Origin of the sequence: Streptomyces sp. NBC_00038, from assembly GCF_026343635.1 — a bacterium.
Classification (GTDB): Bacteria; Actinomycetota; Actinomycetes; order Streptomycetales; family Streptomycetaceae; genus Streptomyces.
This window is the reverse complement of record NZ_JAPELQ010000001.1, coordinates 6,952,499-6,976,039: the sequence shown is the minus strand read 5'-3', so window position 1 is coordinate 6,976,039 and position 23,541 is coordinate 6,952,499. Positions and strand designations below refer to the sequence as shown.

Here is a 23,541-nt window from a genome sequence, read left to right as displayed (position 1 = left end):
TACGGGATCAAGCAGTTACGTTTCGTTGCCTCGCGGGCCTCGCCGGAACCTCGGTCAACTCCCGGGATACGGCCAGGGGTTGGCCTTGCAGTGGATCCCGTCGTGGTCGAGGAATTTGGTCTGCTGCTGCATGACGGGGGCGAGTTCGCCGTCCTTGTCGCAGGTGACGTGGCTGTAGCCGAGCCGGTGACCGACCTCGTGATTGATCAGCATCTGCCGGTACGCCTGCATTTTGTCGCCGTAGGTCTCGGAGCCCTGCGCCCAGCGATACGCGTTGATCATGACGCGCTCGGTCGACGCCGAGTCGCAGGACACATTGTCCTCGGTCGTGTCGAGGCCGGACTTGGCGCACCATTCGGCGGTGGTGCCCGGGCTCGCCAGAGTGATCACGAAGTCGGGCTTCCCGGAGGAGATCCGCTCGAAGGTACGCCCGCCGTTGTGGGCCCAACTCCGGTCGTCGTTCAGGGTTTTCTGCACGGCCTGCGCGAAAAGCGCGGCGTCGAGACCGAGCCCCTGTTCCACGTCGACGCGATAGGTGAACTTCTGCCCCTTGCCGGGCGCCTTGTCGAGCCCGAGGACCGCGTCGAACTCCCCCGATCCCTCGAGCGTCGCGCCGAGCGCGTACTTCTTGCCCATCTTCTCGTCGTACGTCAGCGTCTTCGCGCTCGGTGTCACCGACGGGGACGCCGCCCCCGAGGCACCGAGGGCGCCACGGTCGCCGCCGGCGGTGGACTGCGCGCGTACGCCGGTGTCCTGGCCCGCGTTGTCCTCCCGCCCGGTGGCCACCTGCCCGGCCACGACGACGGCGAGCACGGTGGTGACGGCGGCCGCGGCGATCCCGGTGAACGCCCGTCCCTTGCCGCCCTTGCCCTTTTCCGGCTCCTCGATGTCCGGCAGTGGCTTCTCGTCGGCGTCCGTGTCCCAGTCGGTGACGGAGGCATAGGGGTCGCTGCCGTGCGGGGTGGTGGTGCGGGGCGCGAAGACGTCATCCTCCTCATCAAGGCCGCCACCGAAAGCGTCGACGTAGGTCTGCCGGGGCCCCGGCACGGACGTCTGGCGCTGCGCCGGTATCCGAGGCCCGGGATGCCCGGCCGGAGCGCCTGCCAACGCACCTTGGGGACCGCCCTGGGGACCACCTTGCGGAGCACCACCCCTCGACTGCCCCCAGGCACCACCGGATTCACGCTGCTCGGGATGACCACCACGCACCTGAGGTACGCCGTGCGCGGGCGTCCCGTCGGGAAAACGGGGGACACCGTGTGCCGGAGTCCCGTCCGGGTACCGCGGCACCCCGTGCGCAGGAGTCCCGTCCGGAAAGCGCGGCACCCCATGCGCGGGCGTCCCGTCCGCGAATCGAGGCACACCGTGTGCCGGAGTCCCGTCCGCGAACCGCGGCACCCCATGCGCCGGAGTCCCATCCGCGAAACGCGGACCCCCGCGCCCCGGCATCCCACCCCTCGGAGGCATCGGCCTCAGCGCGCCCGGCACGGCAGCCGGACCGGACCCCCGGCCCACGCCCTGCGGCGAACCCGCTCCCGCCCCGGGTACCGGCACCGCAGCCAGCTCGGACGGATCCCTCTTGTCGACATTCGTGTCGACCTTGGCGGCTTTCTCGACCTTCTCGACCTTGTCGGCCCGCCCCCGACGGCTATGACGTCCCACGCCCCGCCTCAGCTCCCCGCACCGGCGGAAGCAGCGGACGGTGGCGTCAACTCGCCCGAGTCCGCGAGGAGTTCGCGGAAGGCAGTGGCCACAGTGTCCGGGTATTCCATCATCGCGACATGCCCCGCGTCCGGCAGCGTCAGCAGCCGGGAGTCACGGAAGGTGCGGGCCGCACGCTGGGCCATGCGGTAGGCGACGAGCTGGTCGCGGCCGCCGTAGACGAGGAGCGTCGGCGCGAGCACCCGCTCGGCCTGGCGCCACAGCCCGTGCTGGCCGCCCAGCGTGTACGCGTTCACGACGCCGCGCGCCGACCGCGCCATGGCGTCCCAGAAGTACGGGAGGGCGAGCCGCCGCTCCATCTCCTCGACCGCCTCGTGGAACCCCTCGGGAGTCACCATGCCGGGATCCCCGTAACAGAGCGCCAGAACCCCGCGTACACGCTGCTCGGCACTCCAGTCCTTGGTGAGTTTGGTGAACAGCCCCGCCACCCCGGGCAGCGCGATCATCACGGTCGGCCACGCGGTGCGCTGCGCCCGGAGTTCGGGCAGCGCGGGCGAGACCAGCGTGAGCGTACGGACGAGATCGGGCCGTACGGCCGCGACACGCGTGGTGACGGCTCCGCCGAGCGAGTTCCCGAAGAGGTGCACGGGCCCGCGCCCGGACGCGTCGAGATAACGGATGACAGCGCGCGCGTGCCCGGTGACCGAGTAGTCCCCGTCGTCCGGTGGCGGCGAGTCCCCGAAGCCCGGCAGATCGAGGGCCTCGCTGTCCACGAGCCCGTCGAGCAGCGGCATCAGCGCCGACCAGTTCTGCGAGGAACCGCCCAGGCCATGGACGTACAACGCGGGCGGCAGCCCCGCACGCACAGGCGGCCGCGACCGCACCGTCAGCGTGATCCCGGGCAGCCCCACCGACCGCAGCCGCTCCCCCGCAGCGACCCTGACGGCGCCCACCTTCGGTGTGACGGTGGTGGCCAGCACGGACGGCAGCTCGGTCGAAGACATGCGGCAATGTTACGAGACGATCACGCAATGGTTCGTGTGTTCGCCGTCACAGATCTCTTGGGCGTCACAAATGGGCGTCTCAGATCCGTTCGCCGTCATGGATCGCGAGCGAATGGCGAACAGATCGCATAGCGCCCGGATCGGGTGTCTCCTAGGCTCGGACGAGGGCACTCGTATCTCGTAGAGGAGCGAATCTCACCAGGAGCGCACCTCGTACAAGGGGCGCACGCGCACCACTCGGGAAGAGGAACCATGACAGTCGACCCGGCAGACCCCGAGACCTTCGCGAACGACGACGAACCCGGGGAGTTCAACCCCGAGGCCCCCGAGGCCGACGCGGCCGAACAGCGCAAGGGCCTGGAACCGCAGGAGGAGGACGACCCGTCGGCGGTCGGCGACCCGGCCAACGCGGACGAAGGGGACCTGGCCGAGCAGGCCAGAGTCGTAGAACTCGACGAGGACGACTACCGGTGACGGCCCACCGGTGACGCGGCCGCCACCGAAGCGACCACTTCACCCACGTTCGGCACGATCTGTTCCGTTTTCGCCCGGCGTCCGGTACGTGAAATTGTGCGTTCGCACCGCGCACACCACGGTTACCGAAAAGTACGATGGCGGCGCGGCGCTCACCGCATGTGGACAATTTTGGGAGGCGGCGTGACAGCCATCGAGCAGACAGAGGCGGCACGCCCGCGGGGCACTCGCCTGCCGCGCCGTGCCCGACGCAACCAGCTCCTCGGCGCCGCCCAGGAAGTATTCGTTGCGCAGGGATACCACTCGGCCGCCATGGACGACATCGCCGAGCGCGCGGGCGTCAGCAAGCCGGTCCTCTACCAGCACTTCCCGGGCAAGCTCGACCTGTACCTCGCCCTGCTGGACCAGCACTGCGAGTCCCTGCTCCAGTCCGTACGGACGGCACTCGCGTCCACCACGGACAACAAGCTGCGCGTACGGGCGACGATGGACGCCTACTTCGCGTACGTCGAGGACGACGGCGGCGCCTTCCGGCTGGTCTTCGAGTCCGACCTGACGAACGAGCCCGCGGTCCGCGAGCGGGTGGACAAGGTCACGCACCAGTGCGCGGAAGCGATCTGCGAGGTCATCGCGGAGGACACCGGCCTTTCGCGTGACGAGTCGATGCTCCTCGCCTCGGGCCTGGGCGGCCTGGCCCAGGTGGTGGCCCGGTCCTGGCTGCACAGCGACCGCAGCGTCCCGCGCGAACACGCGGTCCAGCTGCTGGCCTCGCTGGCCTGGCGGGGCATCGCGGGCTTCCCGCTGCACGGCACGGATCACCACTGAGGGTTCGCGCCGGTCACCACCGGCCGTTCATTTGTTCCCGCCCACTGTTCGCTCCTGGCGTTCTTGGGCGGAGCGTGCACGTCCCCTCACCGGGCTAATGTGTGCTGCGTACGGCGCGGACACACGCGCACATCACTGACCGTCGGAGGGACAAAGTCGTGGAGGTCAAGATCGGCGTGCAGCACGCGCCCCGCGAGATCGTTCTGGAGAGCGGTCAGACCCCGGAAGAGGTCGAGCGCGCGGTGTCCGAAGCGCTGGCCGGCAAGTCGCAGCTGCTGAGCCTCGTGGACGACCACGGCCGCAAGGTCCTGGTTCCGGCCGACCGCCTCGCGTACGTGGAGCTCGGCGAGCCCACCCAGCGCAAGGTGGGATTCAGCGCGCTGTAGTTCGGGCGAGCAGACGAGAAGGGGGCCCGGTGGCACTGCCACCGGGCCCCCTTTCGTACGTGATCGCCGCGCGGTCTCGCGCGCACTCCCGTACGTGGCCGGATAACGCGCTCAACTCAGATCTTCACCACAGATGGAGCACAGATCCACCACAGAGGAGGGTTGTATTCCGCACGTCAGGGGTAGGACCGGCTACGACCGAATTGCACCGGCCGTGCGGGAGGGACCCCCACCATGCTCTTGGAAACGCTCGGCTCCGCGATGCTCGGTCTGGCACTGGCATGGGCGGCCGCATACCGCCTGCCGCACCGCCTCCCGAGCCGCACGCTGGTCCTGCCGACCGGCGTCGCCGGAGCCCTGTTCGGCGCCTTCCTGACGCACACCGCGCTGGGCGCCGGCCACCTGCTGGTGATCCTCCTGGGCGCGGTGGCCGTCTCCACGGCGTCGCTGTCCCTGCTGCTGCGCCCGGCGGAAGGATTTCGCCGCCGCTCGGCGACGGCGTAACCCGCTGCGCAGAGGGCGCCTGAGGCGGCGTTAGGCAGCCGGCTCCAGCCGTCAGGTCAGGCAGCGAGCCCGAGCGCCGCCATCCGCTTCGTGTGCGCCTCGGTGATCCGCGAGAACATCCGGCCGACCTCCGCGAGGTCGAACCCGTCCGCGACGCCGCCCACGAGCATGGTCGACAGGGCGTCGCGATCGGCGACCACCCGCTGCGACTGTGACAGCGCCTCGCCCATCAGCCGTCGCGCCCACAGCGCGAGCCGGCCGCCCACCCGCGGGTCCGCGTCGATCGCGGCGCGCACCTTCTCGATGGCGAAGCTCGCGTGCCCGGTGTCGTCGAGGACGCCGAGCACGAGGCTCCGGGTGTCCGAGTCGAGACGCGCGGCGACCTCGCGGTAGAAGTCACTGGCGATCGAGTCGCCGACGTACGCCTTGACGAGCCCCTCCAGCCAGTCCGAGGGCGCGGTCTGCCGGTGGAAGCCGTCGAGCGCGGCGACGAAGGGCTCCATCGCCTGCGTCGGCTCCGCGCCGACCGCCGAGAGCCGGTCCCGCAGCTGCTCGAAGTGGTGGAACTCGGCCGACGCCATCTTCGCCAGCTCGGCCTTGTCACTCAGGGTGGGCGCCAGCTTGGCGTCCTCGGCGAGCCGCTCGAACGCCGCCAGCTCGCCGTACGCGAGCGCTCCGAGCAGGTCCACGACCGCGGCGCGGTACTGGGGGTCGGCGGAGGCCGTGTCCCAGGCCTGCGCGGCGACTCCGGTGGCCGCGGGAGCGGTGTCGTCCGTGGCCTCGGCGGATGTGTCAGCGGCGTTGTCGGGCGTCGTCATGAAGCGCACAATAGCCCGCTGACAGCGGCACGGAAGTCCCTGGTCAATCAGTGTGACGACCACTACGTGACCAAATCGGCCATCGCATATGCGCGATTCCGGGGTATGGTGGTAATGCGCCCGGCGACTATTCGACGGGCCGCATGAATGAGGATGCCCGGTCGGTGGCCCGATCGGCTCCGACCTGACAGCCCTCCACGTCTGTACGGCACATTGCGTACGACACCCGGAGGGAACCCTCAGTGGTACGAGAGCTCGAGCGTCGGCAGTGGTCCCATGCCACTCGGCCCGCCCGTCAAGAGCGGCCGACGTCCCCGGCACGGTCCCGTCACGACCCCCGCGCTCGCCTCGCACCGCGTACACAGAAGAGGCAGCACCCTGACTACGACTTTTCGCGATCTCGGGATCCTTTCCGAGACGGCCGAGGCCCTTGAGTCCGTCGGCATCATCAATCCCTTCCCCATCCAGGAGATGACGCTCCCCGTTGCCCTCTCCGGCAGCGACGTCATCGGCCAGGCCAAGACCGGCACCGGCAAGACGCTGGGCTTCGGTCTCCCGCTCCTCGAGCGCGTCACCGTCCCCGCGGACGTCGAGGCGGGCCGGGCGCAGCCCGAGCAGCTCACCGACGCCCCGCAGGCGCTCGTCGTCGTCCCGACGCGCGAGCTGTGCCAGCAGGTCACGAACGACCTGCTGACCGCGGGCAAGGTCCGTAACGTACGCGTTCTCGCCATCTACGGCGGCCGGGCGTACGAGCCGCAGGTCGAGGCCCTCAAGAAGGGCGTCGACGTCATCGTCGGCACCCCGGGCCGTCTGCTGGACCTCGCGGGCCAGAAGAAGCTCAACCTCAAGCACATCCGGGCGCTCGTCCTCGACGAGGCCGACGAGATGCTCGACCTGGGCTTCCTGCCCGACGTCGAGAAGATCATGAACATGCTGCCGGCCCGCCGTCAGACGATGCTGTTCTCGGCGACCATGCCGGGCGCGGTCATCGGCCTCGCGCGTCGCTACATGTCGCAGCCCACGCACATCCGCGCCACCTCGCCCGACGGCGAGGGCGCGACGGTCGCGAACACCGCGCAGTTCATCTACCGCGCGCACAACATGGACAAGCCCGAGCTCGTCGCTCGCATACTGCAGGCCGACGGCCGCGGGCTCGCGATGGTCTTCTGCCGCACCAAGCGGACGGCGGCGGACCTCGCCGACCAGCTCCAGCAGCGCGGCTTCGCCTCCGGCGCGGTCCACGGCGACCTCGGCCAGGGCGCCCGCGAGCAGGCGCTGCGCGCCTTCCGCAACGGCAAGGTCGACGTCCTCGTCTGCACCGACGTCGCCGCCCGCGGCATCGACGTCGAGGGTGTCACCCACGTCATCAACTACCAGTCCCCCGAGGACGAGAAGACGTACCTGCACCGCATCGGCCGTACGGGCCGCGCGGGCGCCAAGGGCATCGCGATCACCCTCGTCGACTGGGACGACATCCCGCGCTGGCAGCTCATCAACAAGGCGCTGGACCTCGGCTTCCCGGACCCGCCGGAGACGTACTCCACGTCCCCGCACCTCTACGAGGAGCTGAACATCCCGGCCGGCACCAAGGGTGTCCTGCCGCGCTCCGAGCGCACCCGCGCCGGCCTCGCGGCCGAGCAGGTCGAGGACCTCGGCGAGACCGGCGGACGTGGCGGCCCGCGTGGCCGCGGTGGCCGTTCCGCCGCCCCGGCCGCCGCTGCACCTGCCGTCGAGCGTGAGCGCCCGGCGCGCGCACCGCGCCGCCGCCGTCGTACGCGCAACGGCGCACCGATGGACGAGGCCTCCACGTCCCCCGAGGTGACGACCGAGGCCGTCGCCGAAGCGACCGTGACCGAGCCCCGCACTCCGCGCCGCCGTCGCCGTACGCGCAATGGCGCGTCGGACCCGGTCGCCGTGACCGAGGCCGTGACAGAGCCGTCGACCGCGGCGGCGGAGACCGCCGTTGCGACGGCCGAGGGCCTCACGGACGAGCCGGCCAAGCCGCGCCGTCGCCGCACCCGCAAGGCCGCGGAGCCGGTGGAGACCACGACCGAGACCGTCGTGGCCGAGGCTGTCGCCGTCACCCAGGAAGCCTCCGAAGTCCCCGAGGCCCCGGCCGCGCCGCGCCGCCGCACCCGCAAGGCGGCAGAGACCGCGGTCGACACCGCGGAAGGCGTCACGGAGACCCCGGCGACGAAGCCGCGCCGCACCCGCAAGGCCGCAGCCGCCGCGGTCGAGACCACCCCCCAGCCGGAGGCGGAGCCCAAGCCGCGCCGCACCCGCGCCAAGGCCACGACCGAGGCGGCTGCCGAGGCCGCTGTGGACACCGCCGAAGCCGCCGAGGCCAAGCCGCGCCGTCGCACCCGCAAGGCCACCACCGCGACCGTCGATGCCGAGATTCCGGCCCAGACGGCCGAGGAGCCCGAGGCCGCGCCGCGCCGCCGCACCCGCAAGGTTGCGGAGACCGCGGTCGACACGGCGGAGGCCGTCACGGAGGCCCCGGCGACCAAGCCGCGCCGCACCCGCAAGGCCGCAGCCCCCGTGGTCGAGACCACCACCGAGGCGGAGGCAGAGCCCAAGCCGCGCCGCACCCGCGCCAAGGCCACCGCCACGGCCGACGCCGAGATTCCGGCCCAGACGGCCGAGTCGAAGCCTCGCCGGCGCACCCGCAAGGCCGCCGCCGCGGAGCCCTCGGAGGGCTGATCTCCTGCCCTTGCCCGATGGCCCGGTCCCACCTCGCGTGGGGCCGGGCCATCGGCGTTCCCGGGGGCCGGCCCCCGGTTGGCGTACGGGAGGGTTTTTCGCCCCCTCCGCCCCTACCCAACCCGTACCTGGGGGCTCCGCCCCCAGACCCCCGCTCGCCCGAAGGGCTCGTCCTCAAACGCCGGACAGGCTGATGGTGCCTACCCGGACTGAAGAGCGGAGCCCCCACGGGCGGGTGGGGGATCGGGACGGCATCGCCTCGCCCTCGGACGGCGGACGGCGGACGGGCTGAATGATGACCACCGGCGGAAGGGGGCGTGCCGGTACGTCCAAAGCCCGTCGCGTACGCCCGCGTCACCGGACGCTCCCGTACTCGCCCAACGTCTGATCCGGCGGCGACGGGCGGACGTACCGGCACGCCCCCGACCCACCCACCCACCGGACACCAGACGCCCCCCGCCGGATAGCCTCAGCCCATGAGCAGGCCCATCACCTTCACCCCTCCCGCCGGCACCCACGCCCACCGGCTCCAGACCGCGCGCGGCGAATTCGCCGTGATCGAAGCGGCAGCGCAGGGGCACCAGCGAGGGACCGTGCTCTTGCTTCCGGGGTTCACCGGAAGCAAGGAGGACTTCATCTCGCTGCACGAACCACTCGCCGCGGACGGCTACCGCACAGTGGCCGTGGACGGCCGCGGCCAGTACGAGTCCCCCGGCCCACAGGACGACGAAACGGCGTACGCGCAGGGCGAGTTGGCAAGGGACGTCCTCGCGCAGGCGGACGCCGTAGGCACCCCCGTACACCTCGTCGGCCACTCCCTCGGCGGCCAGATCGCCCGCGCAGCCGTACTCCTGAACCCGGCCCCCTTCGTCTCCCTCACCCTCATCGCCTCGGGCCCCGCCCAGATCTCCGCCTCCCAGCAGCAACGCGTCAAGCTGCTCCGGGACGCGCTCACAGTGATGGACATGGCCCAGGTGTGGGAGGCGATCCAGGCGATGGAACCGCCCGAGGACACCGACACCGGCGACCTCGACACGGGCCTCGACGACCGTGCCGACCTACAGCGCCGCTGGCTCGGCAACAGCCCAGCCCAGCTCATCGCGACCGGCCGCCAACTCTGCACCGAGCCGGACCGTGTCGCCGAACTGGCAGCCGTCCCCCTGCCGAAGCACGTCCTGTCAGGCGACGAGGACAACACCTGGCCGCTACCGCTCCTCGACGAGATGGCCGTACACCTCGACGCCCGCCGCACGGTCATCCACGGCTCGGAGCACTCCCCGAACACGGACCGGCCAGAGCAGACGGCCCGCGCCCTCGCGGACTTCTGGAACGACATCCAGGGGGCCTGACGCCTGCCCTAGTACTGCGCCCGCAGGTGCTCCCAGAACCCGTCCCGCAACGCCCGCCGCAGATCCGCCTGCCCCCGCAGGGAGTACTGCAACAACCCCTCCGCCTCGACCAGCAGATCCTGGTCGACCGAGCCGGGCAGATACGGATGACCGGGCAGCAGGTCGACCAGCGCCTCCCGCCCCCGCGCGGCCAGCCACTTCGCGGCGACCTGCGCGCCCACGAACCGTACGTCCTCGCGCGTGGGCCGGGCCGCCGCCGTCGCGTCGTACGTGGCGCCGGTCCGCCGTGCCACGTACGGCTTGAAGAAGTCGAGGTCGAAGGTCCGCTGGCTGTCGACCTCCCAGAGCAGCGGCTCGGCCTGGTTGCGGCCCTCCGGCGCCTCGATGCCCCAGAGGTGGACCCGCGCCCCGTACCCCTGCGCCGCCTCGACCGCGGACACCAGGTCCTCGTCACCGCCGAGCAGCGCGGCGTCGCTGATGGCGCGGTGCCGGGCGAGGGACTCCAGGTCGGACCTGATGAGTGAATCGACGCCCTTCTGCTGGTTGTTGGCGTTCAGGTTGCCCAACCGCACCTTGACGTCCGGCAGTTCGGCGATCGACTGCTGTTCCGCCGTGTGGATACGGCGCCGCGCGCCGTCGTACCAGTAGACCCGGAGCAGCCTGCTGTCCGCGAAAATCGTGCGGGCCCGGTCGATGAGCGCCTCGATGAGACCTTCGGTGTCCAGGTCGAAGGAGCGACGGTCCTCGGTCCCGGCGACGAGCCGACCGGCGGCCGCGTACAGATATCCGGCGTCGACGAAGATCGCATGCGTGGAAGGCGTCTTCGCCACCTCGGCGAGCATGCGCTGGAGCAGCTCGTTGGTGCGGTCGATGCGGGCGCCGAGCGCCACGAGGTCGTCGTTCATCGCCTCCATTGTCCCGGCGGTCACGCTTCGAACACAACCGGTCCCGGTCAGTCCGCCAAACGCCCCGCCGGCCACCCTCCAGTCACGCCGCCAATCCACCCCGCTACCCACAGGTAATTAGCTTCTCGAAAAATTTCCTTAGCGTAGGGAATGTTTGTAACACGCATCCCGTTGAATCCGTATGGAGCGAGGGGCACCGATGCCTCACGCACCACACAAGTAGTTCTCCTCAGGAGGATGACCAGACGAAGGGAGAAGCCCATGCGCTTCGAAATCATGCGACTTGACGATGTCGACGGAACCCCCGTGGACAGCACCGTCGTAGACGCCGCCTCCGTCAACCGGATCGTTCAGCAGGCCGCCGCCATAGGACAGCGCCTCTGGATCCGCCCGGCCGACTCATCCGCTTCATAACACGCGGACAGACTTCAGAGCCCCGTACGGCACCCATGCCGTACGGGGCTCTGCGCGTTCCCCAAACCGATCCCGAAGCCGATCCCCAAGACGGCCCCATGCCCCTCAGCTCCCCTGAACCACCATCGTGACCCCGTTGATGATCTGCTGAACCGCGATCGCCGACAGCATCATGCCCGCGAGCCGCGTCACCAGCACCACACCACCGTCCTTGATGACGCGGATGATCACCAGCGAGTACCGCATCACGATCCACAGCACGACATGGATGGCGAGGATCGCGACCCACACGGACACCTGCGTGGCGACGCTGTCGGCCTTCTGCACCGCAAGGATCACCGACACGATCGCGCCGGGACCCGCGAGCAGCGGCATGCCCAGCGGTACGAGGGCGACGTTGACGTCCTTGGTCTGCTTCGGCTCGTCGGTCTTGCCGGTCAGCAGGTCGAGGGCGATCAGCAGGAGCAGCAGGCCGCCCGCGATCATCAGCGCGGGCACGGACACATGCAGGTAGTTCAGAATCTGGTGCCCGAGCAGCCCGAACACGGCGATCACTCCGCCGGCCACGCAGACGGCCTGGAAGGCCATCCGCTTCTGCACCTTGGCGGGCCGGCCCGCGGTGAGCGCGAGGAAGATCGGGGTGATCCCGGGGGGATCCATGATCACGAAGAGGGTGAGAAAGAGGGAGCCGAAGACGGCGACGTCGAACATGGGTGAGGCCTTGCAGGTATAGGAGAGACCGGAGAAGAGGGAAGGGGAGGGCGGAACTACAGGCCGTGGTCCCCACCCGCTCCGGGCACCGGAAACGCCCCGGTGGCCCGCCGAGTGATCTCTCCGTACACCTCGGGATCGGTGGTGAACTCCCCGAGCACGCACGTCTTGCGGCTGCCGTGGTAATCGCTGGACCCCGTAGCCAGAAGCCCCAGTTCGGCCGCGAGCCCCCGCAACCGCGCCCGAGTATCCGGCTCGTGGTCCATGTGGTCCACCTCGATGCCGTCGAGTCCCGCGGCCGCGAGTTCCGCGATCGCGGACTCCGGCACGGTCCGGCCCCGCTTGGCGGCGGCCGGATGCGCGAAGACGGCGACGCCGCCCGCGCCCTTGATCAGCCGGATCGCCTCGAAGGGGTCGGTCTCGTGCTTCTCGACGAAGGCCCGGCCGCCGTCGGACAGCCACTGCTCGGTGAAGGCGTCGTTCACGGTCGGTACGACACCGAGCTCGACCAGGGCGGAGGCGATATGGGGCCGCCCCACCGAACCGTCGCCCGCGATGCGCGCCACCTGCGCCCAGGTGATCGGCACGCCGAGCTCCCGAAGCCTGGCGATCATGCCCTGGGCGCGCGGCGTCCGGTCGTCCCGTACGAGTTCGCGCTCGGCGAGCAGCGCGGGCTCCTCGGGGTCGAAGAGGTAGGCCAGCATGTGCATGCTGACGCCGTCCAGGCGGCAGGAGAGCTCGGCCCCGGTGACCAGCGTCAGCCCGGCAGGCAGCGCGTCGATCGCGTCGGCGTACCCGCGGGTCGTGTCGTGGTCGGTCAGCGCGACGACGTCCAGACCGGCGGCGGCAGCGTTGCGGACCAGCTCGGCCGGGGTGTCCGTACCGTCGGAGGCGGTGGAGTGGCAGTGCAGATCGATGCGCACGACGCGGACTCCAGGCGGTGACGGGACAGAAGGGAACACCCAAGGATAACGAGACTCCGGCCCACTCCTGTCACACCCGCAACACCTGAGCACCCCCTACGAGCAACCTGTGAGCGCCCACAAGGTGAGCACCCCCCGATGGACGCGGAGCTGTGACACATACGGCTCCGCCGCGCAGTCGCGACCAGCCCAAGACAACCCGCACCCGCCCCACCGGCGGAAGGGGGCGTGCCGGTACGTCCAAAGCCCGTCGCGTACGCCCGCGTCACCGGACGCCCCCCTGCTCGCCCAACGTCTGATCCGGCGGCGACGGGCGGACGTACCGGCACGCCCCCGACCCACCCACCACCCGGCACCAGCGGAGCACTACGGCTCAAGAATCCGCGGCGACAAAGCCCCACACGGCAGCAGATCAACCTCGGCACCCGCGTCCCGCAGATCCGTCAGCACGAGCTCGTCGTACATCAGCAGCCCCGACTGCTCGGGCCACACAACCGCCCACAGCCACAGCCCAAGCGCCTCACCCGCGAAGACCGCGCGGTCGTCGGGAGCGCCGGCCACATGCCAGAGAGGGGTGGGCCGGCCGGCCGCAAGGACCTTCGCCTGCGGCGGTTTCTCGACGCTCATGTACGGACCGGGGTCGGGCCCGTCGACACCCGCGTACCGCGCGCCGAGGCCGACGCCGAGTTCCTCGGCGATGAGGATCAGCTCCCCTATGCCGCCGAGCGGCCCGGGTCCGGAGCAGGCGACGGCGGTCGCGCGCCCGCCGCTGCGGTCGTCACCGGCGAAGGCCGCGCCGGTGAACAGCCAGCCGACAGGCAGCGGCCACGGCATCCACACCGGCACCCGGGCGCGGTGCACCACTACACCGAGGGCCTCGACGCTGGGCGGGATCACGGGCTGCAGCGGGTGCACGGTCCCGTGCACATCGCACTGCCAGGAGTCGGCAAAGAGGCCGGGAGCCCTGACCCGGCCACCACACTTCGGGCAACTGGGTTCGCCCCTCATAGGGCCCAACGGTCCTCCCCGTCCTTCGCCGCGTCAAGGACGATCACCCGTCCGGCGTGTGCACATCACCCGGGACTGCTTCGACCGCTACCTCCCAAAACTAGATGTAGCTTGCATTATTTAGCCGACCTAACTAATATGTGTATACGTCAACGATCCGGTCGAGGACTGCGAGGACCACGCATGCGCACCACAGCAGGGGAAGCCGCCGAAGCGGACCCGTTCGACGCGGGAGCCGGCGGCATCCTGCGCCAGCCGAAGGCAGTCTGGGCGACGGCCGGGGCATCCGTCGTCGCCTTCATGGGCATCGGGCTGGTCGACCCGATCCTGCCGTCCATCGCCAAGGGCCTCGACGCCACCACCAGCCAGGTCTCGCTGCTCTTCACCTCGTACTTCCTGATCACCGCCGTGGCGATGCTGGTGACCGGCTTCGTCTCCAGCCGCATCGGCGGCAAGAAGACCCTGCTGCTCGGCCTCGCGCTCGTCGTGGTCTTCGCGGGCCTCGCCGGCACCTCCGGGTCGGTCGGCGAACTCGTCGGGTTCCGGGCCGGCTGGGGCCTCGGCAACGCGCTCTTCGTGTCCACGGCCCTCGCCGTGATCGTCGGCGCCGCGGCGGGAGGCAGCGCCGCGGCGATCCTGCTGTACGAGTCGGCCCTCGGCCTCGGCATGGCGTGCGGACCCCTGCTGGGCGCGCTGCTCGGCAACGCCAGCTGGCGCTACCCGTTCTTCGGCACCGCGTTCCTGATGGCGGTCGGCTTCCTGTGCATTACGGCGTTCCTGAAGGAGCAGCCGAAGCCCGCGAGGAAGACCTCGCTGCTCGACCCGATCAGGGCGCTCGGCCACGGCGGCCTCGCCTCGGCGGCCGTCTCGGCGTTCTTCTACAACTACACGTTCTTCACCGTGCTGGCCTTCACACCGTTCGTGCTGAACATGACCCCGTACAAGTCGGGCGCGGTCTTCTTCTGCTGGGGCCTGCTGCTCGCCCTCTTCTCGGTGATCGTGGCCCCGCGCATGCAGGCCCGTTTCGGCTCGCTGAAGGTGCTCGGCGGCTCGCTGGTCCTGCTCGCCGCCGACGTCCTCGTCCTCGGGTACGGCAGCCACACCACCGCCGTCGTCTGCACGATCCTGTCCGGCGCCTTCATCGGCGTGAACAACACGGTCTACACGGAACTCGCCCTGGGCGTCTCGGACGCGCCGCGCCCGGTGGCCAGCGCCGGGTACAACTTCGTGCGGTGGTTCGCGGCCGCGGCGGCGCCGTACTTCGCGCCGAAGATCGAGGAGTGGAGCGACATCCACATCCCGTTCGTGGTCGCGGCCCTCACGGCGGTGATCGGCGCCGCGGTGGTCTTCGTACGACGGGACGCGCTCACGCACGACGCCGAGGAGCTGGAGCCCCGGCACGCCACCGAGGACAGCGTCACTGTTTTTGCCAACTGACTGATTTCGGCCAGGGTCTGAGCCGGGATCAGCCGGAGAAGAAAAAGATTCAGTCCAGCGGAACGGACTTGCGCAGTGGATCGCGCAGGTCCGTTCCGCCGCTCAGCCAGCGCTCCTGGAGGGCACCGGCACCGTGCACGCGCTTCCACGCGGCCTCGTTCGGCGTCATGGGGAGCAGGGGCAGGAACCGTACGGGGTCGGCGGGCTCGTCCAGGTCGAGGTCCTCCACCAGGCCACCCGACTCGGCGACCAGTACGGAGGTGAACGGCGCGCCGGGCCACAGGGGTTCGCCCACGTCGAGCGAGGCGCCGGGAGCCACGATCACGCCCTCCACCTGCGGAGACGCGGCGAGTACGGCGAGCGGGCGGAGCACCTTGTCGGTGTCGGCGGCGCCGGCCCGCACGGAGAGGATCAGCTCGGCGCGCGGACCTTTCACGGGGTCGGCGACCACCGATGTGGGGTCCGCCATCGGCTGGGCGGACATGCCGAGCGTCGCGTAGCGGACGATGTCGCCCTCGGTGAAACGCAGCACTTCGACACGGTCGGTACCGAGGAAGGTGACCGCGGCGCGCGCGTCGGATTCGCCCAGCGCGGAACGCAACCGGGCCTCGACCAGAGGAAGAACATCAGCCATGAGCCGAGCATAGAACTCGTCAGGAGCGGGCAAAGCGGCACGTTGACGCTTCAGTGCGCTGATAGTCTTGGCCGCTGGCCGGGGCAGCACGCAGAAGCGTCGCTCTCAAGTCCCGGCCCACTGAGACTGACTCCCCCCGGCGGGGGAGCTGTCCGACTCCCCTGTGGAGGGAGCTGGACCCCCCACGGGGGATGGATCGTCCCTCACGGGGGACCGACCGGAGGAGGTGGGGCTGCAATGGACCGAAGTCATCCGTGCAGTACTACCCGCTCTTCCGGTCGCTGAGTTCTTTAGCTGGCTCTGTACTCCTGCTGGCTGTCGCCTCCTGCGAACATGTGCATACGTGTCAGCGTTGCCCGGTGCACCACGGAAGAGCGCTTCGTTCCCGCCTGATCCGTCCGATCCGAACGTGATCCGTCTGATCGAGACGTGATCTGCCTGATCTGAATCAGTAGCGAAGCTGCCACCGCGACGGTGCGGTGCTCCCCGCTTTGTGGACGTGCCAAACATCCGCAGTCAGGACGTCCCCATTCCGGGTAGTTCCAACCGTCGCCGGCCGCCTCCGTTGCGAAGGAGCCTGCCATGTCGATGATCCGTGACCTCCGTGCCGCGGTCCGCCCCCGTCCCTCGTTGCGCAAGGACAGTGGCTCGTACGACACCACCCGTGACCCCGGGACCCCCTCCGCCGTGATCGACTGCGCCATCTACCGCGACGGCGCGCGCGTCGAGACCCGCGAGCCCCTGACGCCCCACCAGGCGATGCGCCAGGTGCACCGTGACGGCGGCTTCGTGTGGATCGGTCTGCACGAGCCGACGGAGGCCGAATTCTCCGGTATCGCAAGCGAGTTCGGGCTGCACCCGCTCGCCGTCGAGGACGCCGTCCAGGCCCACCAGCGGCCCAAGCTGGAGCGGTACGACGACTCCCTCTTCACCGTCTTCAAGACCATCCACTACGTCGAGCACGACCAGCTGACCGCCACCAGCGAGATCGTCGAGACCGGCGAGGTCATGTGCTTCACCGGGCGGGACTTCTTCATCACCGTCCGGCACGGCGGGCAGGGTTCGCTGCGGGCGCTGCGGCACCGGCTCCAGGACGACCCCGAGCTGCTCGCCAAGGGGCCCTCCGCCGTACTGCACGCCATCGCCGACCATGTCGTCGACGGGTACATCGCGGTCGCGGACGCCGTGCAGGACGACATCGACGAGGTCGAGACCGAGGTCTTCTCACCGGGCCGCAAGGGCACCCCGCGCGGCACGGACGCCGGGCAGATCTACCAGCTCAAGCGTGAGGTGCTGGAGTTCAAACGGGCGGTGTCGCCGCTGCTGCGCCCCATGCAGCTGCTGAGCGAGCGGCCGATGCGGCTGATCGACCCCGACATCCAGAAGTACTTCCGCGACGTCCACGACCACCTCGCCCGGGTACAGGAGCAGGTCCTCGGCTTCGACGAGCTGCTCAACTCGATCCTCCAGGCCAACCTCGCCCAGGCGTCCGTCGCGCAGAACGAGGACATGCGCAAGATCACCTCCTGGGCGGCGATCATCGCCGTACCGACGATGGTGTGCGGTGTGTACGGCATGAACTTCGAGCACATGCCCGAGCTGCACTGGCGGTACGGCTACCCGGTGATCCTGGGCGTCACGGTCGTCATCTGCCTGGGGATCCATCGCACGCTGAAGCGCAACGGCTGGCTGTGACCCCGGCTGGATAGTGTTGCCCCCATGACGGAACAGCTGCTCGACCGGGCCCTCGTCGAGGAAGCCACCAAGAAGTCCGGGCTGATCTGGGTCCGGGGCAGCGGGGTGCCGGTGCTCCAGGGCCACGACCAGGGCCAGGGGGCACCCTCGCGCGCGCTGTGGCACGTGTGGCACGACGGCGCGGCCTGTCTGATCGGCGACGGGCCCGGCGAGCAGCCGCTGCCGGGTCTGGTCGACGGGGGCGACGCGGTCGTCACCGTACGCAGCAAGGACAAGGGCGGGCGCCTGGTGTCCTGGTCGGCGAAGGTCGTGGAGCTGACGCCCGGATCCCCGGAGTGGGAGGAAGTGGTCGCCGAGCTCAAGGGCAAGCGCCTGAACGCTCCCGACGGCGAGGCCATGACCGGGCGCTGGGCCCGCGAGTGCCGGGTCCTGCGCCTTGAACCGACGGGCGGCACCTCCGAGCTCCCCGACGGCTCGCTCTCCGCACCTCCATTGCCCACGCCCGCCACCACCCGGCAGCCGGCTCCTGGGGCCCTGCCCGGCCTTCTCTTCAAGAAGAAGCGCAAGCGGCGCTAGGGCTACGAGGACGGCAGCTGCTGCCCGTAGTCCACCGTCTCGTTCTTGGAAGGCTCCTCCAGGGCGAAGTCCTTGCCCCAGTCCGTGAGGCGGAGGGTGCCGGCGTTGCCCGCGCGGACCAGGAGGAGGGGGTACGCGGTTCCCTTCAGGGAGACGTCCAGGGAGCCGCCCGAGCCGTCGCCGCCGGTGATGCGGAAGGTGCGGACGCCGGACTGCTCGTGGTAGCCGTCGGTGGCGAGGGTGCCCTGCAGGGTGAGCAGGCCGTCGAGGAGGACGTTCTTGTCGGTGAAGCCGCTGAAGCGCTTGTAGGTGGGATCGTCGGTCGGGACCTTCACGTACTTGCCGTCGAGCTTGTCGGCGACGGCAGTGTCCGAAGAGGAGGCGCCGCCCTTGCCGTCCTGGTCGGTCCAGAAGTCCGCGTCGGCCTTCAGGTAGAGATGCTCGCCGACCCGCAGCAGCCGGAAGGTCGACTCCTTCGAGGTGACGGAGCCGGTGCCGCCGTCGTCCTTGAGGCGCATGTCGAGGGTGTACGTGGTCCCGTTGGTCACGACGGTCCCGGCGAGCCGTACCGTCTTCGCGGCCTCGGCCGCCTTCTTCGTCTTCGTCTGGATCTGGGCGGCGGTCAGTTTGCCCACCCCGTTCGTGCCCGCGTCCGGGTCCTCGCTGCCGCACCCCGTCAGTCCTGTCCCCGTCACCACCAGTGCGCACATCGCACTCACCAGTGCGGCCCTTCGGGTACGGCCCTGGGGAATTGCAGTCACAGGTGGGACGCCTTTCGTGCGGGGGTCCGGTCGGCGGCGTAGGGCAGCGTACCGGTGCTTCCCCGGCCCGGCGGAAGGGGTCCGTCCGGACCGCCCACCAGGGCGTATCCGACCGGGACGGGCTAGCCTGAAGCCCACCCGAGCGGACAAAACGGCAGGAACAGGAGGCGCGCGCATGGCCGCAGGCGCCCCCCGGATCTTCGTCTCGCACCTCGCCGGCGTCGCCGTCTTCGACCCGAACGGCGACCAGGTGGGCCGTGTGCGGGACCTGGTCGCCATGTTGCGTGTCGGGAACCGGCCGCCCCGGCTGCTCGGCGTTGTCGTCGAGCTGTCCACGCGCCGGCGCATCTTCCTGCCCATGACCCGGGTGACCGGCATCGAGAGCGGCCAGGTCATCACCACCGGCGTCCTCAACGTGCGCCGCTTCGAGCAGCGGCCCACGGAGCGGCTGGTGTTCGGCGAGCTCCTCGACCGGCGCCTCACGCTCGGCGACACGGGCGAGGAGGTGACCGTGCTCGACGTGTCCATCCAGCAGCTTCCGGCGCGGCGTGACTGGGAGATCGACCGGGTCTTCGTCCGCAAGGGCCGCAGCGGGGCGTTCAGGCGCTCCAAGGGCGAGACCCTGACCGTCGAGTGGTCCGCCGTCACCGGGTTCTCGCTGGACGAGGAGGGACAGGGCGCCGAGAGTCTGCTCGCCACCTTCGAGCAGCTGCGCCCGGCCGACCTCGCGAACGTCATGCACCACCTGTCGCCGAAACGGCGCGGGGAGGTGGCCGCCGCACTCGACGACGACCGCCTCGCCGACGTACTCGAACAGCTCCCCGAGGACGACCAGATCGAGATCCTCGGCAAGCTCAAGGAGGAGCGCGCGGCCGACGTCCTGGAGGCGATGGCCCCGGACGACGCGGCCGACCTGCTCGCCGAGCTGCCCGAGGACGACGTGGAGCGGCTGCTGATGCTGATGCGGCCCGGCGACGCGGCCGACGTACGACGGCTGATGGCGTACGAGGAGCGGACCGCCGGCGGTCTGATGACGACCGAGCCCATCGTGCTGCGGCCCGACGCGACGATCGCCGACGCGCTCGCCCGGGTGCGCAACCCCGACCTCTCCCCCTCGCTCGCCGCCCAGGTGTACGTGTGCCGCCCGCCGGACGAGACACCCACCGGCAAGTACCTGGGCACCGCGCACTTCCAGCGGCTGCTGCGCGACCCGCCGTACACCCTGGTCAGCTCGATCCTCGACGACGATCTGCAGCCCCTCTCGCCGGACGCCGCGCTGCCCGTCGTCGCCGGGTTCTTCGCGACGTACGACATGGTGTCGGCGCCCGTCGTCGACGAGAGCGGCTCGCTGCTCGGCGCGGTGACCGTGGACGACGTACTGGACCACATGCTGCCCGAGGACTGGCGCGAGACGGAGTTCCACCTCGAGGAGGGGGTGGCCGATGGCGCCTGAACGCGAGACGCGCGAGCGCACCGCCTCGGGGGCGACCGCGACCACCCGGCCCCGCACCCGGCTCGACCAGCCGAAGTCGCCGCGCCGCAGACTGCTGCCGGAGTGGGACCCGGAGGCGTTCGGACGGTTCTCGGAGCGGATCGCGCGGTTCCTGGGCACCGGACGGTTCATCGTCTGGATGACCGTCGTCGTCGTCGTGTGGGTGCTGTGGAACGTCTTCGCGCCGCGTGACCTGCGCTTCGACAACTACCCGTTCATCTTCCTGACGCTGATGCTGTCGCTCCAGGCCTCCTACGCCGCCCCGCTGATCCTGCTCGCGCAGAACCGGCAGGACGACCGCGACCGCGTCAACCTGGAGCAGGACCGCAAGCAGAACGAGCGGTCGATCGCGGACACCGAATACCTCACGAGGGAGATCGCCACGCTGCGGATCGGCCTCGGCGAGGTCGCCACCCGGGACTGGATCCGCTCCGAACTGCAGGACCTGGTCAAGGAGCTGGAGGAGCAGCGCGTGGACGGGCATCGGGTATTCCCGTCCGAGGCCACTCGGGGACGTGACACAGACGACCTGTGACGGGGCTTTCCGGGGCCCATGGGGTGCCCCGTACCATCGACGGTATGGCGGCTATGGAAGACGCGGTGCGTGAAGCACTGGCGACGGTGAACGATCCCGAGATCCAGCGACCCATCACCGAACTGGGGATGGTCAAATCTGTTGAGATCGGTGCGGACGGTGCGGTCGCGGTCACTGTCTATCTGACCGTCTCCGGCTGCCCGATGCGCCAGACCATCACCGACAGCGTGACGGCGGCGGTCTCGGCCGTCGAGGGCGTCACGCACGTCGATGTGACCCTGGACGTGATGGGCGACGAACAGCGCCGCGAACTGGCGGCGGCGCTCCGCGGCGGGACGGCCGAGCGCGAGGTCCCCTTCGCCCAGCCGGGCTCACTCACCCGCGTGTACGCGGTCGCCTCCGGCAAGGGCGGCGTCGGCAAGTCCTCGGTGACGGTGAACCTGGCGGCGGCGATGGCGGCCGACGGCCTCAAGGTCGGTGTCGTCGACGCCGACATCTACGGCCACTCCGTGCCCCGCATGCTGGGCGCAGACGGCAAGCCCACCCAGGTCGAGAACATGATCATGCCGCCGTCCGCGCACGGCGTGAAGGTCATCTCCATCGGCATGTTCACGCCGGGCAACGCGCCCGTCGTCTGGCGTGGCCCGATGCTCCACCGCGCCCTCCAGCAGTTCCTGGCGGACGTCTTCTGGGGCGACCTGGACGTCCTCCTCCTCGACCTCCCGCCGGGCACCGGCGACATCGCGATCTCGGTCGCGCAGCTGGTTCCGAACGCCGAGATCCTCGTCGTGACGACTCCGCAGCAGGCCGCCGCCGAGGTCGCCGAGCGCGCGGGCTCCATCGCCGTCCAGACCCACCAGAAGATCGTCGGCGTCGTCGAGAACATGTCGGGCCTGCCCTGCCCGCACTGCGGCGAGATGGTCGACGTCTTCGGCACCGGCGGCGGCCAGTCCGTCGCCGAGGGCCTGACCCGCACCACGGGCACCAACGTCCCGGTCCTCGGCAGCATCCCGATCGACGTCCGCCTCCGCGAGGGCGGCGACGAGGGCAAGCCGGTGGTCCTGACCGACCCCGAATCCCCGGCAGGCGCCGCCCTACGAGCAATCGCAGGCAAACTGGGCGGCCGAGCCCGAGGCCTGTCAGGCATGTCCCTCGGCATCACCCCGAGGAACAAGTTCTAACGGGCGTCAGGGACAGGGCAGCCCCGTCAGGGGCGCCCCTTCAGGGGCGCCCCTTCAGGGGCGCGGGGAACTGCGCGAGCAACCACAGCGCACCCGCAGGCACAAACGCTCCAGACCTTACGGAGATGGGGGCGCCGTCCTGAGTGACGGCGCCCCCTCCCCGTATGCCCGCCGCCTAGGCGTACGCTCCGATGTCCTTGATCATCGAGAAGCCCAGCCCGTACGCACTCATCCCCCGCCCGTACGCGCCCACATGCACGCCTTCCTGGGTGGAGCCCGCGAGGACCCAGCCGAACTCGGACTCGCGGTAGTGGAAGGGCGTGGGAACGCCGTCCACGGGGAGGGACAGGGAGGACCACTCGGAGCCGGTCAGGTCGTCGGCCAGGACCCACGCCGTCTCGGTCTGCTGGTCCAGCCAGTCGTCCCGGAGGGTGTGGTCCATCTGGCCGGGCCAGGTGAAGGACAGCAGCCCCACTCCGGCGAGCCAGGCCGCGGAGGAGACCGAGGTGGCCTCCAGCAGGCCCGTGCCGTCCGCGCTGCGGCGTACGGGGCTGGCCGCGACGGTGACCACCACCGCGAAGCGTTCCTTGTCCTCCGTCGTCTCACCGCGCACGGTGGGCTCTTCGCCGTGCCCGATCGAACCGTGCTCGACGGCACCGTCCGCCGAGGTACCCACCTGCATCAGCCAGCGCGGCCCCGTGAAGGCCTCGTCGAGGCCGTACCAGGGGAAGGGCGCCAGCAGGTAGCCGTCGACCGTGCGCCGGGCGGAGGGGACCTGCTGTCCGCCCTCCGCGGCCGGCGCCTGCGCGCCTACCCGACTTGTCGTCTCCATCTGCCGGACGCCTCCTAGCTCTCGTCGGACCGGCGGGCCCACCCCCCTCGGGCGTCCGTCTCGGTCCGCACAACAACTGGGCAGCATAGCCACACCGCTCCGAGCAGCCGGGAAAGCGCCCGGCGCGTGGGTACGTTTTCAGGCCGTGTGAGACTCAGGTCACGTGCGGCGCAGGCCTTCTACGACTCAGGTGGCGTGCGGCGCGAGCCGTGTACGGCTCAGGTGGCGTCCGCGTCGAACGGCGGGCGCTCGTCCTTGGAGAGCTCGAGCTTCTCGCGCTTCTTCGTCATGTCGACGGAGCCGCCGGAAGAGCTGGAGGACGATTCGGACTCACGGCCGTGCACCGCGTCCGTGACGTCGGCCATTTCCTTCTTCAGGTCGAAGCCGTTGCGGATTTCCTTGAGCCCCAGCTCGTCGTTGTCCAGCTGCTTGCGGATGAACGTCTTGGGGTTGAGGTCCTCGAACTCGAAGTCCTTGAACTCCGGACCGAGTTCCTCGCGGATGTCCGCCTTGGCGCTCTCCGAGAACTCGCGGATCTTGCGGATGGTGCGCGTGACATCCTGGATCAGCTTGGGGAGCTTGTCCGGACCGAAGACGAGCACGGCGAGGACGATGAGCGCCACCAGCTCGAGCGGTCCTATGTCATTGAACACCTGAAGCTCCTTGCGATGTCCTCGGTCCTCGGCCCCCGGCAGGTCTTCCGTGGTCCGGG

General features: G+C 70.2%; 24 protein-coding genes. 13 read left to right on the top strand and 11 right to left on the bottom strand.

Annotation, left to right across the window (positions count from 1 at the left end; translation table 11 throughout):
- Nucleotides 1-54 precede the first annotated feature (54 nt).
- The gene (locus tag OG219_RS31730; protein WP_266832269.1) at nt 55-1,662 is read right to left on the bottom strand and encodes a DUF3152 domain-containing protein; all 1,608 of its coding nucleotides are present in this window, start codon (nt 1,660-1,662) and stop codon (nt 55-57) included.
- Between the two features lie 8 nt (nt 1,663-1,670).
- Complete coding sequence (locus OG219_RS31725; protein WP_266832267.1) at nt 1,671-2,666, bottom strand: alpha/beta fold hydrolase; 996 nt, start codon at nt 2,664-2,666, stop codon at nt 1,671-1,673.
- 252 nt (nt 2,667-2,918) lie between these two features.
- On the opposite strand from OG219_RS31725, the gene OG219_RS31720 reads away from it, so the two are divergent.
- The 4 genes from OG219_RS31720 to OG219_RS31705 all read left to right on the top strand — a co-directional run bounded on the left by OG219_RS31720 (nt 2,919) and on the right by OG219_RS31705 (nt 4,855).
- On the top strand, nt 2,919-3,140 hold the full coding sequence (locus tag OG219_RS31720) for a hypothetical protein (RefSeq protein WP_266832265.1): 222 nt from the start codon (nt 2,919-2,921) through the stop codon (nt 3,138-3,140).
- 183 nt (nt 3,141-3,323) lie between these two features.
- A complete protein-coding gene (locus OG219_RS31715) occupies nt 3,324-3,965 on the top strand; it encodes a TetR/AcrR family transcriptional regulator (protein WP_266832263.1) in 642 nt (213 codons plus the stop codon).
- Between the two features lie 158 nt (nt 3,966-4,123).
- Complete coding sequence (locus OG219_RS31710; protein WP_028801993.1) at nt 4,124-4,351, top strand: DUF3107 domain-containing protein; 228 nt, start codon at nt 4,124-4,126, stop codon at nt 4,349-4,351.
- A 234-nt stretch (nt 4,352-4,585) separates the two neighbouring features.
- The gene (locus OG219_RS31705) at nt 4,586-4,855 is read left to right on the top strand and encodes a hypothetical protein (protein WP_266832261.1); all 270 of its coding nucleotides are present in this window, start codon (nt 4,586-4,588) and stop codon (nt 4,853-4,855) included.
- Nucleotides 4,856-4,911: 56 nt separating this feature from the next.
- Here the strand turns inward: OG219_RS31705 and OG219_RS31700 are convergent, their stop codons facing one another.
- Complete coding sequence (locus OG219_RS31700) at nt 4,912-5,673, bottom strand: ferritin-like fold-containing protein (protein ID WP_266832259.1); 762 nt, start codon at nt 5,671-5,673, stop codon at nt 4,912-4,914.
- A gap of 276 nt (nt 5,674-5,949) precedes the next feature.
- Here OG219_RS31700 and OG219_RS31695 point away from each other — a divergent pair, with 276 nt between their 5' ends.
- Nucleotides 5,950-8,376, top strand: a complete 2,427-nt coding sequence (locus tag OG219_RS31695) for a DEAD/DEAH box helicase (protein ID WP_266832257.1) — start codon at nt 5,950-5,952, stop codon at nt 8,374-8,376.
- 476 nt (nt 8,377-8,852) lie between these two features.
- Nucleotides 8,853-9,725 (top strand): alpha/beta fold hydrolase, encoded by an 873-nt coding sequence (locus tag OG219_RS31690; RefSeq protein ID WP_266832255.1) that lies wholly within the window; start codon nt 8,853-8,855, stop codon nt 9,723-9,725.
- A gap of 8 nt (nt 9,726-9,733) precedes the next feature.
- Here the strand turns inward: OG219_RS31690 and OG219_RS31685 are convergent, their stop codons facing one another.
- Nucleotides 9,734-10,630 (bottom strand): NYN domain-containing protein, encoded by an 897-nt coding sequence (locus OG219_RS31685; RefSeq protein WP_266832253.1) that lies wholly within the window; start codon nt 10,628-10,630, stop codon nt 9,734-9,736.
- 261 nt (nt 10,631-10,891) lie between these two features.
- On the opposite strand from OG219_RS31685, the gene OG219_RS31680 reads away from it, so the two are divergent.
- Nucleotides 10,892-11,044 carry a hypothetical protein gene (locus tag OG219_RS31680; protein ID WP_105968294.1) on the top strand — a complete coding sequence of 51 codons (153 nt, stop codon included), beginning with the start codon at nt 10,892-10,894 and terminating at the stop codon, nt 11,042-11,044.
- 105 nt (nt 11,045-11,149) lie between these two features.
- Here the strand turns inward: OG219_RS31680 and OG219_RS31675 are convergent, their stop codons facing one another.
- From OG219_RS31675 to OG219_RS31665, 3 genes are all read right to left on the bottom strand, one after another.
- Nucleotides 11,150-11,755 (bottom strand): MarC family protein, encoded by a 606-nt coding sequence (locus OG219_RS31675; RefSeq protein ID WP_266832251.1) that lies wholly within the window; start codon nt 11,753-11,755, stop codon nt 11,150-11,152.
- A gap of 56 nt (nt 11,756-11,811) precedes the next feature.
- Nucleotides 11,812-12,678, bottom strand: a complete 867-nt coding sequence (locus tag OG219_RS31670) for a PHP domain-containing protein (protein ID WP_266832249.1) — start codon at nt 12,676-12,678, stop codon at nt 11,812-11,814.
- Between the two features lie 366 nt (nt 12,679-13,044).
- Complete coding sequence (locus tag OG219_RS31665; RefSeq protein WP_266832247.1) at nt 13,045-13,686, bottom strand: DUF6758 family protein; 642 nt, start codon at nt 13,684-13,686, stop codon at nt 13,045-13,047.
- A gap of 183 nt (nt 13,687-13,869) precedes the next feature.
- Here OG219_RS31665 and OG219_RS31660 point away from each other — a divergent pair, with 183 nt between their 5' ends.
- On the top strand, nt 13,870-15,123 hold the full coding sequence (locus tag OG219_RS31660; protein ID WP_266832245.1) for an MFS transporter: 1,254 nt from the start codon (nt 13,870-13,872) through the stop codon (nt 15,121-15,123).
- A gap of 49 nt (nt 15,124-15,172) precedes the next feature.
- Here OG219_RS31660 and OG219_RS31655 read toward each other — a convergent pair whose 3' ends face one another.
- The gene (locus OG219_RS31655; protein ID WP_266832243.1) at nt 15,173-15,757 is read right to left on the bottom strand and encodes a suppressor of fused domain protein; all 585 of its coding nucleotides are present in this window, start codon (nt 15,755-15,757) and stop codon (nt 15,173-15,175) included.
- Nucleotides 15,758-16,339: 582 nt separating this feature from the next.
- On the opposite strand from OG219_RS31655, the gene OG219_RS31650 reads away from it, so the two are divergent.
- Together OG219_RS31650 and OG219_RS31645 are read left to right on the top strand one after the other, a co-directional pair.
- Nucleotides 16,340-17,452 carry a magnesium and cobalt transport protein CorA gene (locus OG219_RS31650; RefSeq protein ID WP_266832241.1) on the top strand — a complete coding sequence of 371 codons (1,113 nt, stop codon included), beginning with the start codon at nt 16,340-16,342 and terminating at the stop codon, nt 17,450-17,452.
- A 24-nt stretch (nt 17,453-17,476) separates the two neighbouring features.
- The gene (locus tag OG219_RS31645; protein ID WP_266832239.1) at nt 17,477-18,028 is read left to right on the top strand and encodes a hypothetical protein; all 552 of its coding nucleotides are present in this window, start codon (nt 17,477-17,479) and stop codon (nt 18,026-18,028) included.
- Between the two features lie 2 nt (nt 18,029-18,030).
- Here the strand turns inward: OG219_RS31645 and OG219_RS31640 are convergent, their stop codons facing one another.
- Nucleotides 18,031-18,789 (bottom strand): hypothetical protein, encoded by a 759-nt coding sequence (locus OG219_RS31640; RefSeq protein ID WP_266832237.1) that lies wholly within the window; start codon nt 18,787-18,789, stop codon nt 18,031-18,033.
- A gap of 175 nt (nt 18,790-18,964) precedes the next feature.
- On the opposite strand from OG219_RS31640, the gene OG219_RS31635 reads away from it, so the two are divergent.
- Genes OG219_RS31635 through OG219_RS31625 form a run of 3 tightly spaced genes read left to right on the top strand, consistent with a single transcriptional unit; the run spans nt 18,965 to nt 21,997 of the window.
- Nucleotides 18,965-20,242, top strand: coding sequence for a CBS domain-containing protein (locus OG219_RS31635; protein WP_266832235.1), 1,278 nt, complete (start codon nt 18,965-18,967; stop codon nt 20,240-20,242).
- Nucleotides 20,232-20,816 (top strand): DUF1003 domain-containing protein, encoded by a 585-nt coding sequence (locus OG219_RS31630; RefSeq protein ID WP_266832233.1) that lies wholly within the window; start codon nt 20,232-20,234, stop codon nt 20,814-20,816. Before OG219_RS31635 ends, OG219_RS31630 begins: the two co-directional genes overlap by 11 nt.
- Before the next feature lie 44 nt (nt 20,817-20,860).
- On the top strand, nt 20,861-21,997 hold the full coding sequence (locus OG219_RS31625; RefSeq protein ID WP_266832231.1) for an Mrp/NBP35 family ATP-binding protein: 1,137 nt from the start codon (nt 20,861-20,863) through the stop codon (nt 21,995-21,997).
- Between the two features lie 175 nt (nt 21,998-22,172).
- On the opposite strand, the gene OG219_RS31620 is transcribed toward OG219_RS31625, so the two are convergent.
- Nucleotides 22,173-22,829, bottom strand: a complete 657-nt coding sequence (locus OG219_RS31620) for a hypothetical protein (protein ID WP_266832229.1) — start codon at nt 22,827-22,829, stop codon at nt 22,173-22,175.
- Nucleotides 22,830-23,047: 218 nt separating this feature from the next.
- Nucleotides 23,048-23,482: a sec-independent translocase gene (locus tag OG219_RS31615; RefSeq protein WP_266832227.1), complete on the bottom strand. Its 435-nt coding sequence runs from the start codon at nt 23,480-23,482 to the stop codon at nt 23,048-23,050.
- Nucleotides 23,483-23,541: the final 59 nt, after the last annotated feature.

Excerpts from the sequence above, each read along its gene's own strand:
- OG219_RS31655 (WP_266832243.1), bottom strand. The coding sequence starts at position 15,757 with ATGGCTGATGTTCTTCCTCTGGTCGAGGCCCGGTTGCGTTCCGCGCTG.
- OG219_RS31675 (WP_266832251.1), bottom strand. The coding sequence starts at position 11,755 with ATGTTCGACGTCGCCGTCTTCGGCTCCCTCTTTCTCACCCTCTTCGTG.
- OG219_RS31700 (WP_266832259.1), bottom strand. The coding sequence starts at position 5,673 with ATGACGACGCCCGACAACGCCGCTGACACATCCGCCGAGGCCACGGAC.
- OG219_RS31725 (WP_266832267.1), bottom strand. The coding sequence starts at position 2,666 with ATGTCTTCGACCGAGCTGCCGTCCGTGCTGGCCACCACCGTCACACCG.
- OG219_RS31720 (WP_266832265.1), top strand. The coding sequence starts at position 2,919 with ATGACAGTCGACCCGGCAGACCCCGAGACCTTCGCGAACGACGACGAA.
- OG219_RS31665 (WP_266832247.1), bottom strand. The coding sequence starts at position 13,686 with ATGAGGGGCGAACCCAGTTGCCCGAAGTGTGGTGGCCGGGTCAGGGCT.
- OG219_RS31695 (WP_266832257.1), top strand. The coding sequence starts at position 5,950 with ATGCCACTCGGCCCGCCCGTCAAGAGCGGCCGACGTCCCCGGCACGGT.
- OG219_RS31650 (WP_266832241.1), top strand. The coding sequence starts at position 16,340 with ATGTCGATGATCCGTGACCTCCGTGCCGCGGTCCGCCCCCGTCCCTCG.
- OG219_RS31660 (WP_266832245.1), top strand. The coding sequence starts at position 13,870 with ATGCGCACCACAGCAGGGGAAGCCGCCGAAGCGGACCCGTTCGACGCG.
- OG219_RS31630 (WP_266832233.1), top strand. The coding sequence starts at position 20,232 with ATGGCGCCTGAACGCGAGACGCGCGAGCGCACCGCCTCGGGGGCGACC.
- OG219_RS31685 (WP_266832253.1), bottom strand. The coding sequence starts at position 10,630 with ATGAACGACGACCTCGTGGCGCTCGGCGCCCGCATCGACCGCACCAAC.
- OG219_RS31625 (WP_266832231.1), top strand. The coding sequence starts at position 20,861 with ATGGCGGCTATGGAAGACGCGGTGCGTGAAGCACTGGCGACGGTGAAC.
- OG219_RS31635 (WP_266832235.1), top strand. The coding sequence starts at position 18,965 with ATGGCCGCAGGCGCCCCCCGGATCTTCGTCTCGCACCTCGCCGGCGTC.
- OG219_RS31705 (WP_266832261.1), top strand. The coding sequence starts at position 4,586 with ATGCTCTTGGAAACGCTCGGCTCCGCGATGCTCGGTCTGGCACTGGCA.
- OG219_RS31680 (WP_105968294.1), top strand. The coding sequence starts at position 10,892 with ATGCGCTTCGAAATCATGCGACTTGACGATGTCGACGGAACCCCCGTG.
- OG219_RS31620 (WP_266832229.1), bottom strand. The coding sequence starts at position 22,829 with ATGGAGACGACAAGTCGGGTAGGCGCGCAGGCGCCGGCCGCGGAGGGC.
- OG219_RS31645 (WP_266832239.1), top strand. The coding sequence starts at position 17,477 with ATGACGGAACAGCTGCTCGACCGGGCCCTCGTCGAGGAAGCCACCAAG.
- OG219_RS31690 (WP_266832255.1), top strand. The coding sequence starts at position 8,853 with ATGAGCAGGCCCATCACCTTCACCCCTCCCGCCGGCACCCACGCCCAC.